The following is a 13,064-nucleotide window of genomic DNA, read 5'->3' as shown; positions in this document are numbered from 1 at the left end:
GAGCCGTGTGAGGTGAAAGTCTCATGCACGGTTTTGAATGGGAGGGGGAGATGGTAACATCTCTCTCGACCCCTAATTACAGACCACAATTGAAAACAACCAGATGGAACCAGCAGTCGCTCTCAACATTTCCTTGGCGGCGATCGTCGTCGCGATCGCAGCCTACTCGATCTACACCGCCTTCGGCCCCCCCTCCAAAGAATTGAGCGATCCCTTCGAGGATCACGAAGATTAATCGCGGGGTGTCGGGGGACGCCGGAAGACCTTCCCATTCCCGCATCAACTCCCCCGCCGCGCCCTAGGATTTGGAGAGTGGAGATCTGATAGGATCGAAACTCTGCAAACATTCGGCGAGACTCAGTATGGGCAATACATTCGGGCATTTATTCCGCGTCACGACCTTCGGGGAATCCCACGGGGGAGGGGTCGGCGTCATCATCGACGGTTGCCCCCCCCAACTCCCCCTGGACATCTCAGAAATTCAGTACGAGCTCGATCGCCGGCGGCCCGGACAGAGCAAAATCACCACGCCGCGCAAAGAAACCGACACCTGCGAAATTCTCAGCGGGGTGTTCGAGGGAAAAACCCTCGGCACCCCGATCATGATCGCGGTCAAAAATAAAGACACCCGGCCCCAGGACTACGACGAGATGGCGAAAAAATACCGCCCCTCCCACGCCGACGCCACCTACGACGCCAAATATGGCATCCGCAACTGGCAGGGAGGAGGCCGGTCTTCGGCCCGGGAAACCATCGGGCGGGTGGCCGCGGGGGCGATCGCCAAAAAAGTCCTCGCACAGGTGGCGAACGTGGAGATCGTCGGCTACGTCAAGCGCATCAAAACGTTAGAAGCCGCCATCGACCCCCAAACCGTCACCCCGGAACAAGTCGAAAGCAACATCGTCCGCTGTCCGGACGGCGAATGCGCCGGGCGGATGATCGAACTGATCGAAGCCGTCCGCGACGCCGGCGACTCCGTCGGGGGGGTGGTGGAATGCGTCGTCCGCAACGTCCCCCGAGGACTCGGCTCCCCCGTATTCGACAAACTGGAAGCAGATTTGGCCAAGGGCGTGATGTCCCTGCCGGCCAGCAAGGGCTTTGAAATCGGCTCCGGTTTCGCCGGCACCGAGCTCGCGGGCAGCGAACACAACGACGAATTCTACATCGACGAAACCGGTGCAGTCCGCACCGCCAGCAACCGCTCGGGCGGCGTGCAGGGGGGGATCTCCAACGGAGAGGCGATCGTCGTGCGAGTCGCCTTCAAACCAACTGCTACAATTCGGAAAGAGCAGAAAACCGTGACCCGCGAGGGAGAGGAAACGGTACTGGCAGCTAAAGGGCGACACGACCCGTGCGTTTTACCGAGAGCCGTTCCAATGGTAGAAGCAATGGTTGCCCTGGTACTCTGTGACCATCTGTTGCGTCATCACGGTCAGTGCGGCACTTTTAAACCTGAAGATTAAAATGGAAACCACCACCCCATCTTCTGCGTTGGAAACCCATCGCGATCGCCCCGAGTCCTCCCCTCAAGATCTCGAAGATTTTGTGGTGGAGTTTTGGGGGGTGCGCGGGAGCATCCCCACCCCGGGCCAAGAAACCATCCGCTACGGCGGCAACACCTCCTGTCTGGAAATGCGGGTCGCCGGAAAACGGCTGATTTTCGATGGCGGAACCGGCCTGCGGGCTCTGGGCGATTCCCTGGCGGAACAGATGCCCCTGGAAGCCTACATCTTCTTCACCCACTACCACTGGGACCACATCCAGGGATTTCCCCTGTTCACCCCCGCCTTCACCCCCGGCAACTGCTTCCACATTTACGGGGCCATCCCGCCGGACGGGGAGTCGATGAAAAAGCACTTCATCGAGCGGGTCCTCCACCCCAACTCCCCCATCCCCCTGAAGGGATTGCAGGCCGACCTGAGATTTTACGAATTGAAAGCCGGGGACAGCCTCCAACTCGACGACGGCATCGAAATCGAGACCGGACAGCTCAACCACCCCAACACCGCGATGGGATATCGCGTCACCTGGAAGGGGCGGTCGGTGGTCTACTGCTCGGACACCGAACACCTGCCCGACGGGTTGGACGACAACGTTCTCGAGCTCTCCCGGGGCGCCGACCTTCTCATCTACGACGCGATGTACACCGACGACGAATATCACAACCCCAAGTCCCCCAAGGTGGGTTGGGGACACTCCACCTGGCAGGAGGCGGTGAAAATGGCCGAGGCGGCGGGCGTGAAGCAGGTGGCGATCTTCCACCACGACCCCACCCACGGCGACGATTTCCTCGACGACATCGAGCGTCAAGTTCAGGCGGTTTTCCCGAAGGCGATCATGGCCCGGGAGCGGGCAGTCGTCCCGGTCGGGGGTTAGGTGTGCGTCCCCTCGGCGTCGAACAGTTCGAGCAACTGTTCAAACTGAAAGTTTTCCACGATCGCCGTGAGCTCCCGAATCAGATCAGACCGTTCCGATGGGATTTGCTCGATCAGGGATAAAATCGCCAGATCGTTGCCGAGTTGGGCCGCATAGCGGAGTTGCTCCCGCCATTCGGGGGGCATAGCCGAGATCTCTCCCGCATCGATCGCCCGTGGCTCGGGCGCGGGGGCGCCGTCGATCGCTTCCGTTTCGGGGGGGTTCTCGGTGTACTCGAGGTGCAAATACCGGGCAAGAATATCCAAAACCTGTTGCCGGCGAAAGGGTTTGCCGATAAAATCGTCGCACCCGGCATCGAGACAATCCTGCCTTTGTTCAGAAAAGGCGCTGGCCGTGATGGCGACGATCGCCGGGATGGCGTCCCCGTCCGACCCCTTGATCTCCCGGGTGGCCGCGAAGCCGTCCAAAATCGGCATCTGCATATCCATGAAAATCAAATCGGGGCGCCACCGCTTCCAAGCAGCGATCGCCTCCTGCCCATTTTCCGCCTCCTCCACGTCCAGGCCCAAATCCTGCAACAGCGTCGTCAGCAACAGGCGGTTGACGGGGTGATCTTCCACCACCAAAATGCGATACCGTTTTTGTCCCGGCGCGACGCGGAGCCCACGGCTCAACTGGGAGTCCCCGCCGCCCGGGACCGGTCCGTCGCCCAGCAACACGGGAATTTGGAAGCCGAAACAACTGCCCCTCCCCAACTCGCTGCTCACTTCGATTTCGCCCCCCATCAACTTGACGAAGCGCTGGGAAATCACCAAGCCCAAACCCGTCCCCTGCTGGCTTTCCCGGCCCGATCGCGTCTGTTTGAACGCCTGGAATAATTCGTGCATTTCCTCCTCGGAAATACCGCAGCCCGTATCCCGAATTTCAAACTTCAGAACCGTCCGGCCGTCGCGGTCAGAATTCACCTTCCGAAGTACCGACACCCGCAGCGTTACCGTCCCTTGCTCGGTAAATTTGATCGCGTTGCCGATCAAATTGATCAGTACCTGTCGCAACTTGCTCTCATCCGTTTCGATCGCCTGCGGCACGTCCTCTTCGATGTCAAACCGCAGATTGAGCCCCTTCGATTCCGCCTTCAGGTTCAGCATGGCTTCAATCGCCCGCAATGTGGAATGCAGGTCAAATTTGGCCCGGTCGAACGTCACCCGGCCCGCTTCAATTTTGGACATTTCCAAAACGTCGTTGATCAGCTCCAACAAGTGCTGGCCGCTGTGGCTGATAATTTTGATATAGTCCTGATGTTTGGAAGCCAGGGTGCGATCGCGCTGCAACAACTGGGTGAAGCCCAAAATGGCATTCAGGGGGGTGCGGAGTTCGTGGCTCATATTCGCCAAAAACTCGCTTTTGGCGCGGTTAGCCGCATTGGCGGCGTGGGCCGCCTGTTTCAATTCCTCCGCCTGACGCTGGGTTTTAAAAAACAATTCGGCTTGATGGACTGCGATTCCCAGTTGGTTGCTGATTTGGGCGATCGCGTTCACTTCCGCAGCCTTCCAGTGCCGGGGTTCGCCATTTTGGTAAACGCACAATAAGCCCCAAAGTTTCTGTCCTTGAAAGATGGGAGCGATCGTGTACGATCGCGCCTGCAATTGCTCTAACAGTTCCAGATAACAGGGAGAAAACCCGGCGGTTTTGACATCCGAAACGCAACAATAACTGTCGGCTTCCCGGTAAATTCCACCCCGGTTTTCTTGCAAATAGGTATCTTCGATCAGGGTGTCAGAAAATCCGAATCGGGAGGCGATACAATCTCGATGATCGACCGCATTTTGGAGCCAGTTTTGGGGCGTTTCGGCGGCCGAAATCACGCTCTTCCAACCCGCCGCGACCGATTCCGCCACCAAAACGCCGCTCCAGTCGGAATTGAACCGATAAATGAGGACGCGATCGCCGGAAATCACTTTTCTCAACTCGTCCGTCGTCGCCCGAAAAATGCTCTCCAGATCCAGGCTGCGGCGCATCTGCAAAATCACCTGATTGATCGCCCGTTCGCGGTCGGCCATCAGCTTCATCGCCACTTCCGCCACGCTCCGCTCTTGCACCTCTGTCTCCAAAGCCAAATTCGCTTTTTTGAGTTCGGCAGTGCGCTCCTCCACCCGAAATTCCAACTCTTTGTAAGCCCGTCGCTTCTCTTCTTCCGCCCATTTCCGCTGTAGTTCCGTCGCCGCCCGGGTGGCAAAAATATTCACGATCGCGTGGGTGCGATCGTCTTGAAAGAGCGGTTTGACATCCAGAATTGATAAAATCCCGATCGCCTCGCGATCGCGGTTCACCAGGGGGACTCCCAGATAACTCTGAGCCTCTAACTCTTGCAACAATTCATATTCGGGAAAAAGCTGCTGTAAATCTTGCGGATAACAACAAATTTTTTGCGTTTTTAAAACCGTATTACAGGGGGTCTCGTCCCAATTCACATCTTCGCGATCGACCAAATGATCCCGCCACCAAAACGCCAGATTTCGCGGCGTCAACCGACCCGATCTGTCGGCCTCCGTGACCGCCACATAGGGCACGTCCAAACACCGAGCCAGATTCTCGACCAAAGCCGGAAAAAAATCCGCCCCCGTCACCGACGCGGTTCCCGCCACGATCGCCCGCAGGATTTCTTCCGTTCTCTCCCGTTCCGCCACCTGTTTTTGCAACTCCAGATTCACCACTTCGAGTTGTTCCGGAGTTTTCAACGCCAAAAATTGGGGCAACAATTCCCACAGCCGCAACGCCGTGTAACAGGACACCAAAGCGGTCGCAGCCCGCTCGAACCCTGAGATCCAATAGTTGGGAAACCACAGCGTCCAGATATCCAGGCTGTGGCCGATCCCGCAAAAAATGATGAAAGCCCCGAACATCACGAACACCTCGGAAAAGGGCGAATCGTTGCGTTTGCGGACGAAGTAAAACAACATTGCCGGGATCGAGAAATAGGCGATCGCGATCAACCCGTCGCTGACGACGTGGAGCCCCACCAGGGGCGTTTGCCACAGGTAACAATGGCCGTGGGGCATATAAAAATTCGGGGATACCATGCGATCGAGTAACTCCAGCACTGTTCCGTTCTCCGTAGGATATGGCGCGGTTCGTGGGATGGCGGTCGGACGGGTCTTCGGTCGATGTTGCCCGGTGTCAGAGGTTCTCACCCGCGAGATTACATCCGCAACGCCATCCGTCCGATCGCCTTGAAATTGCCAACGGACATTCGAGGGGTCAGAACGTTTCAGTCGATCGGATCGAGACATCAAACCAATACTTACCAGCATGGCATATCGATCCCGGACTGGGGAAGGATGACCGGGCGATTGGCTTCTGTGCATTCTCTTATCTGACTATCACCCAATTCACCGGCGCGCCCCGTAGTTTAGAAACTCTCAGACATTCAAACCCGGAGTTCAGCCATGATTCTCGACAATTTGAAAACTTTCGGTCTCTGTTGCGCCTTGGTTTTGGGTACGTTCGGGGTGATCGCCACCCTCCCCGCCCCGGGCTTCTCCGAACCCGCCGTCGCCCAGTCTCAGCAACAAAGCGTCATCGCGATGGGGTCTTTCGTCACCGTCGAACAAGACCACCCCACCGTGGGAACCGCTCGAATTATTAGTGAAAATGGCAAACGCTATTTAGAATTTGATAGCGAATTCACCACCGCCCAAGGCCCCGACGTGCAGGTCATTTTGCACCGCGGCGGTTCCATCCCCGTAAATCTCAATGAGGGGGATTACGTCACCATTGCCGCCCTGCAACAATTCGACGGCACCCAACGCTACGCCCTCCCCGACAACATTGATATCAATCAATTTCAATCCGTGGGCATTTGGTGCCGCGAATTTAATGTCACCTTCGGTTACGCGGCACTTTGAAGCCACAAAAAAGGGGCGATCGCGCGATCGGCTCCCCCGTGGGGGCAACCGTCTCCGGTTGCCCGATATTTGAGTATTGACGTGTAGCGGCCCTTTTGCAGGTGGGCGATCGCAAGCTGACTGCTGATTGCTATAATGAGATGATTCCCCACGGCCGATATGGATGCGGAGCGAGTCCGCACCCATATTTTGGGGGAAATTAACAAGTCAGAAAACTTGCGATCGCGCGGGGGAACCGTAAAACAGTGCGGAAGTGACGGCGAGTACCGAAATCGTTCCCAAAGATGCGATGCGAGATTGTAAGATTTTACCAACCATAATTTTAAGCTTGTCCTCAATCGAATTTTCGTTCAAAGCGTCGGCCGCGCTCGATTTGTTAATTACTAGCTTTACAAAAGATATAAAAATTAACGTCTTCCGCTGGTTATAACCTTCAATAAAAGTCGCGATCGCTTCAATTTCGGGGGTGATATTGTCGAGTTTGTTTGTGGAGGTAAAACCGCCGATATAAACCGATAGATATAAACGAGTTCTTCACACTTTCTCATTTTTCGGGCGACCCGATCGCCCCCGTTGCCCCGAAAAATCGACCATTGAAAATTGCCATAGTTGAGGCCCGACGCGATCGCGCCGGGCCGGGTTTGTTCCGAAGAGCAACAAAAGAATTTTAGGCGACTTCCAATTTCGTTTCCTGCTTTTCCATCCTAATTTTTGCCGGCAAATCCAGGGCGGAATGGCTCAAAATCTGCTGGACTAAATCCGCATCTTTTCCGGTGAATTTTAGGATGTGATCGCCTTGCAGGTTGAGAATGAGTGAATTTCCGTCTCGATCGGGCGATCGATACCAGCAAATCACCGAATTTAAGTTAAAACCGAAATCATTGACTTTGATCAGGTGTGACATGGTTCAAGTTTGAATGAATGGCGGATGAAAGCGCAGCGTCAGAGGTGATCAACCGATGATTAATTACTATATTGTGAATTTAAATTTACAGTGTCAGCATCTATCTAAAGGATCAAACGATTTGACCTCCCGTCAACGATAAATTTCCACCAACGATCGCATAAATTAAACGCGATCGCCCCAGCCGTCTGTATCGGGCGATACGATTTTCCGCTTCCATCCCGAGAATGATATCCGAGAGCGATCGGAACGTTTCGAGAAATTTATACCTTTTGGTCGATACATTTTGAGCCGCATTCGCCCAAGCTATCAAATTTATGGGGCGAACCCCCAGGCAATAACTTTGCTACCATAAGACCGATGCAGCAGAGGTAGATTTCCTATGACCACGACAATTGCTCCGGAACAGGTGCAGCGGATTGTCAGCAATCAGCACAACAATCCGTTCGAGATCCTGGGTTCCCACTGCATCGAGCAGGACGGGAAAACGAGCTGGTTGGTGCGGGCCTACCTTCCCAACGCAGATGCCGCCTGGGTGATCCGCCCCGAAGAGCGGGAACAGTACCGGATGCAGTCGGTACACCACCCCAACTTTTTTGAATGCGAATTGGACGTTCCCGAACTCAAAAATTATCAACTCAAAGTCAAAGAAGGCGATCGCGAACGGGTATTCTACGACCCCTACGCCTTCCGCTCCCCCAAACTCACCGACTTCGACATCCACCTGTTCGCCGAAGGGAAACACCACCGCATCTATGAAAAACTCGGTGCCCACCCCACCGAAATCAACGGCGTCAAAGGAGTCTACTTCGCCGTCTGGGCGCCCAACGCCCGCAACGTCTCCGTCATCGGCAACTTCAACTACTGGGACGGACGCCACCATCAGATGAAACGGGGCGGCAACGGCATCTGGGAACTGTTCATCCCCGAACTCGAAGTCGGAGAACTCTACAAATACGAGATCAAAAATAACGTCGGACACATTTACGAAAAATCCGACCCCTACGGCTTCGGGCAAGAAGTCCGCCCCAGCACGGCGTCAATTGTCGCCGACTTGAGCACCCACACCTGGGGGGACGGCGACTGGATGGAAAAACGCCGCCACACCGAGCCCCAAGACCAACCCATCTCCATCTACGAAGTCCACTTGGGGTCCTGGCTGCACGCCGGAGTTGACGAACCGCCGGAAACGGGTCAGGTGGTGGAAATTTCCGAAAAACCCGGCGCCCGCTTTCTCACCTACCGGGAACTCGCCGACCGACTCATCCCCTATGTCAAAGAACTCGGCTTCACCCACATCGAGTTGATGCCCGTCGCCGAACACCCCTTTGACGGGTCTTGGGGCTATCAGGTGGCGGGATATTTCGCCCCCACCTCCCGCTTCGGAACCCCCGCAGACTTCATGTATTTCGTCGATCAATGTCACCAAAACGACATCGGCATCATCGTGGACTGGGTACCCGGCCACTTCCCCAAGGATGCCCACGGCCTGGCCCGGTTCGACGGAACGGAACTCTACGAACACGCCGACCCCCGCAAGGGCGAGCACAAGGGCTGGGGGACCCTAGTTTTTAACTATTCCCGCCACGAAGTCCAGAACTTCCTGATCTCCAACGCCCTGTTCTGGTTCGACAAATACCACATCGACGGCGTGCGGGTGGATGCGGTGGCGTCGATGCTGTATCTGGATTACGATCGCAAACCCGGAGAGTGGGTCCCCAACCACCACGGCGGCAACGAAAACATCGAGGCTGTGGACTTCATGCGTCACCTGAACACGCTGATTTTCGGCTACTACCCCGGCATCCTCTCCATCGCGGAAGAGTCCACCGCCTGGCCGATGGTGTCCCGCCCCACCTATTTGGGCGGTTTGGGGTTCAGCTTCAAGTGGAATATGGGCTGGATGCACGATATGCTGAATTATTTCAGCCAAGATCCCGTCCATCGCCCGTACCACCACAACAACGTCACCTTCAGCATTATGTATGCGTTCAGCGAGAATTTCATGCTGGCGTTGTCCCACGATGAGGTAGTCCACGGAAAGGGCAGTTTAATTAATAAAATGCCCGGAGATCACTGGCAAAAATTCGCCAATTTGCGATCGCTTTTCGGCTATATGTTCACCCATCCCGGCAAGAAAACCTTGTTCATGGGCATGGAATTCGGCCAGTGGCGGGAGTGGAATGTTTGGAATGACCTGGACTGGTGGCTGCTGGAGTCGGAACCCCACCACCGCCTGAAACAATATATCAGCGACCTCAACGCTTTATACCGTTCTGAACCGGCTTTGTACAGCGAAGATTTCTCCTTCGATGGGTTTGAGTGGATTTCCTGCGATGATGCCCATCAAAGCGTGGTTTCGTTCATGCGGAAGGCGAAGCATTCCGATGAGTTTCTTGTCATCGTCTGCAACTTCACCCCCATTCCCCGCCATAACTATTGGGTGGGCGTTCCCCAACCCGGTTTCTACGCCGAAATTTTCAACAGCGATGCCGAGAAATACGGCGGCAGCAACCTGGGCAACTTCGGCGGCAAGCAGTCGTTTGAATGGGGAAATAATCGCTTCTCCCAGGCGATCGAACTGAGTCTGCCCCCCTTGGGCGTCATCGTCCTCAAATTAGATGAACGCAAAACCTTGACCTTGGAAGCTGAAACAAAGTAGGATGCTGAAACGATCCCGTCGTAGGGTGGGTTAGGCGGCTGAAACTTATTGCTGTTAAAGCTATTTAGAAATCCGCCGTAACCCACCGTTTAAACTGTGTCAGTCTAGTCAATTTTTAAGGTGCGTTACGCTGTCGCTAACGCACCCTACTAAACTGCTAGATCGGGAATGAATTCCCGGGCGTAACCGATAGTTAATGTCCCATTCCTTGTCCTCTCTTTTTTTGACTTAAATCGAGAATTATGGTAACAACAGCTAAACCGAAATCGACCCCCATCACCCGAGTTGAAGACGAAACTCAAAAACTGATTCAGTGGGCGGAAGACATTCACAATTCAGACCTTACCGTATTTCAAAAAGCCCAGGCGATCGCCACCCGTTTGGGCGCCCATTATCGCCCCGATGGTTTAACTGAAATCGGCTTCTGGGCACCGGAATTGGGGGCGGACATGATCCAGCCCAAAAACATTTATTTGGAATTCCTCACCCCCAAGGGCAAAATCGATCCCAAAACCCCCGTCCAAAAAGTCACCTTCCATCGGGAATACGTCCAACTCGAAAAACGGGGGGAATTATTTTGGGGGGTTTACTCCGGCATCCGCCCCGGCAACAAGGATCAGTTGGGAACCTTCTACTGGATGCACTATCTAGACCCCAACACCAACGAGATCCGCACCATCGGGGACTTTTTAGCCTACTCTTTACCCTACGGCGTCTATGCCCCCGCCGAAGTTTACGACTTCCAGGGGATGCAAAACAACCGGGGCGATCGCGACTATTTCTCCCGGTGGAAAACTGAGGGCGAAACCGACGAAATCCCCCGCGTCCATCCCCCAAAAAATATTCTGCAACTGCACGTCAACACCGCCTCCCCCAACGGGTATCTCTCCGGTCTAACCGAACTCTACAAACGTATCGGCGAAAAATTAGTCAAAAACGAAGAACTCACCCCCGCCGAACAGAATTATATCGGCTACGATTCCGTGCAATTACTCCCCGTCGAACCCACCGTCGAATATCGCGCCGAACACGAATTCGGGCAGGGATTCTTCATCTTCAACGAAGACGACATGGACGAGATGGACCCGGAAACGGAAGGTGTCGAATACGAAGAAGGGGATCTCAAAATCACCCTGAAAAAACCCGACACCCAAAACTGGGGCTACGATATCGTAATTTTCGGTTCTTCAGCCACCGATCCCTCGGTGTTGGAAACCCTGCGGATCGAAGAATTGGTGGACTTTATCGCCACCTTGCACAACTTCCCCACCGGGCCGATTCAGGTGGTGTATGATGTCGTCTACGGGCACGCCGACAACCAGGCGATCGACCTGCTGAACGGACGATTCCTCAAAGGGCCGAATATGTACGGCCAGGACGTCAACCACCAAAACCCCGTCGTCCGGGCGGTGTTGCTGGAAATGCAGCGGCGGAAGGCGGAAACGGGTATCGACGGCATCCGGGTAGACGGCGCCCAGGATTTCAAATTCTTCAACCCCATGTCCGGGCGGGTGGAGTACGATGATGCTTATCTGGCGGATATCGCCCACGTCGTCCAGACGGTGGGGGGTTGCCAACGTTACCCGTTCATGATCTTTGAGGACGGACGGCCCTGGCCGGCGGAAGGGTGGGAGGAGATTTCCACCTATCGGGATGTGATCGAATTTGTCCCGCCGGCGTTCCAGTGGGGCCCGCTGATTTTCGCCCACAACACCCCGACGCTGAGGCAATTTTGGGATAAAAAATGGAAGCGGGTGTGCGAAGTGATGCAGGTGGGAGCCCACTGGATTACGGGTTGCGGCAATCACGACACCCTGCGGCGGGGGACTCAAGTCGATCCGGAATTGCCGATCAACTGGAATTTGGGTAAAACCTATGTGGAGGTGCTCAATAATGCCTACGATAACCCGGCGATCGCAATGATGGTGTATGGGTTCAGTCCCGGACTGCCGATGGATTTTATCAATTGTACGATGCGATCGCCCTGGGGATTTTTGCGGAATACGGATGACCGCTATGGGGTGAAAGTGGTGGCCGAAGAAGCCGGTTTTTTGGATTGGCAGGTGGAGCCCGCCATGTACGCCGAAACGGACGCTTTCCCCCGCCTCAAAAAAATGGGATTCGGCAAACTGGCGGAACTGCGGCAGTTCATGCGGGGCCTTTACGATGCGATCGAAGAGACGGACTACGATCTCGAAGAAGTCGCCCGCCTCTGCCAGCGGTATTTGGGGGCAGAGTCGGAGAAACCGGAGGTGAAGGAAGAGACAAAAACTCGCAAATCGGCGTCCAACCTGCAAAAGTTGAACGTCCCCGGCAAATCTCAGGTTTTGGCGGAGTTGGATGTGGGGCGGTTGAAAGACTTCGCCCGGGCGTTCATGGAGGACGCCCACGACCTCTGCAACGTCTGGAACCACGAGGCGGCGTTGAATCCGGAACAGACGGCCTACAATTTGGCGTTGCGGCAATTCCGCCAACAAAATGATTGGCTGATGGAGAATTTGTCGGGTATGGATCGCTTCAACCGCATCAGCGACGGCGATCGCACCGTTTTCTACGGCCTGCGGACCCAACCCCAAGAGGAGGGCGTGCCCGAAAATCCCGTCCAGGTGGCGATGGTGTCCCACATGGGCGGCGACCCCGTGACGGTGACGCTGGGGGACTGGCTGCAGTTGGATCTCGACGAGTGGCGGGTGGCGATCGCTTCCCCGGGCCTGGAGATTCCCGACCTGAAAGCCTTCGAGCTCTCCGACTCCCAAGGATTGCTATTGCGGCGGGTGGTGGGTTAATTCAAACGGGTGGGGGCAACCTTACAGGGTTGCCCAGGAGTCAAAAATCAATGGTGGGGGCAACCTTACAGGGTTGCCAGACCCATCCCGGAAGCATCGGAAATCGAGGTCAACCCATTCAAAACTCCCAATATTACGTTTGCCCAATTGGTGGACGAATTGGGGTCGGTGGACGATGGGAGGGCGTTGCCGGAGATCGTCGATCAATTGTTGGCGGAATTTGAACGATCGCACCCGGGAACGAGTGGAGGCGATCGCGGGTTGTTCGACTGAGGAAATGGTGGATTATATCAAGAACAATTCGGCTAAAGAACGGGTCGATCGCGCGATCGCAAAAGTTCTGGCGTCCCGCCAGTGGACGGACTCGCAGCGGAAATGGTTGGAACGGATCGGGAAGCAGTTAAAATCGGAAACGGTGGTGGATAGGCTGG

General features: G+C 55.4%; 10 protein-coding genes. 7 read left to right on the top strand and 3 right to left on the bottom strand.

Annotation, left to right across the window (positions count from 1 at the left end; genetic code table 11):
• Positions 1–103 precede the first annotated feature (103 nt).
• From psbN to AC0QHF_RS01450, 3 genes are all read left to right on the top strand, one after another.
• On the top strand, positions 104–235 hold the full coding sequence (gene psbN / locus AC0QHF_RS01460) for a photosystem II reaction center protein PsbN (protein ID WP_324702407.1): 132 nt from the start codon (positions 104–106) through the stop codon (positions 233–235).
• 127 nt (positions 236–362) lie between these two features.
• Entirely contained in the window at positions 363–1,463 is a 1,101-nt protein-coding gene (gene aroC / locus AC0QHF_RS01455) for a chorismate synthase (protein ID WP_324702406.1), read from the top strand.
• A 1-nt stretch (position 1,464) separates the two neighbouring features.
• The gene (locus AC0QHF_RS01450; RefSeq protein ID WP_324702405.1) at positions 1,465–2,376 is read left to right on the top strand and encodes an MBL fold metallo-hydrolase; all 912 of its coding nucleotides are present in this window, start codon (positions 1,465–1,467) and stop codon (positions 2,374–2,376) included.
• On the opposite strand, the gene AC0QHF_RS01445 is transcribed toward AC0QHF_RS01450, so the two are convergent.
• Positions 2,373–5,477: a GAF domain-containing protein gene (locus AC0QHF_RS01445; protein WP_324702404.1), complete on the bottom strand. Its 3,105-nt coding sequence runs from the start codon at positions 5,475–5,477 to the stop codon at positions 2,373–2,375. The genes AC0QHF_RS01450 and AC0QHF_RS01445 overlap by 4 nt on opposite strands.
• A 345-nt stretch (positions 5,478–5,822) precedes the next feature.
• On the opposite strand from AC0QHF_RS01445, the gene AC0QHF_RS01440 reads away from it, so the two are divergent.
• On the top strand, positions 5,823–6,281 hold the full coding sequence (locus AC0QHF_RS01440; protein ID WP_324702403.1) for a DM13 domain-containing protein: 459 nt from the start codon (positions 5,823–5,825) through the stop codon (positions 6,279–6,281).
• Positions 6,282–6,948: 667 nt separating this feature from the next.
• Here AC0QHF_RS01440 and AC0QHF_RS01435 read toward each other — a convergent pair.
• Complete coding sequence (locus AC0QHF_RS01435) at positions 6,949–7,185, bottom strand: hypothetical protein (protein ID WP_324702402.1); 237 nt, start codon at positions 7,183–7,185, stop codon at positions 6,949–6,951.
• Positions 7,186–7,297: 112 nt separating this feature from the next.
• Entirely contained in the window at positions 7,298–7,498 is a 201-nt protein-coding gene (locus AC0QHF_RS01430) for a hypothetical protein (RefSeq protein WP_324702401.1), read from the bottom strand.
• Between the two features lie 69 nt (positions 7,499–7,567).
• Between AC0QHF_RS01430 and glgB the strand changes: the two genes are divergently transcribed.
• The 3 genes from glgB to AC0QHF_RS01415 form a co-directional block, all read left to right on the top strand.
• Complete coding sequence (gene glgB / locus AC0QHF_RS01425; protein WP_324702400.1) at positions 7,568–9,847, top strand: 1,4-alpha-glucan branching protein GlgB; 2,280 nt, start codon at positions 7,568–7,570, stop codon at positions 9,845–9,847.
• Positions 9,848–10,089: 242 nt separating this feature from the next.
• Positions 10,090–12,633 carry a glucosylglycerol hydrolase gene (gene gghA, locus AC0QHF_RS01420; RefSeq protein ID WP_324702399.1) on the top strand — a complete coding sequence of 848 codons (2,544 nt, stop codon included), beginning with the start codon at positions 10,090–10,092 and terminating at the stop codon, positions 12,631–12,633.
• 220 nt (positions 12,634–12,853) lie between these two features.
• Positions 12,854–13,064 (top strand): type I restriction-modification enzyme R subunit C-terminal domain-containing protein (locus AC0QHF_RS01415; protein WP_324702398.1); only part of this gene is annotated, 211 nt, incomplete at its 3' end.

It is taken from the genome of Lyngbya sp. CCY1209 (assembly GCF_055795065.1).
The sequence above is the reverse complement of the archived record's forward strand: the minus strand, read 5'-3'. Positions and strand labels throughout refer to the sequence as shown.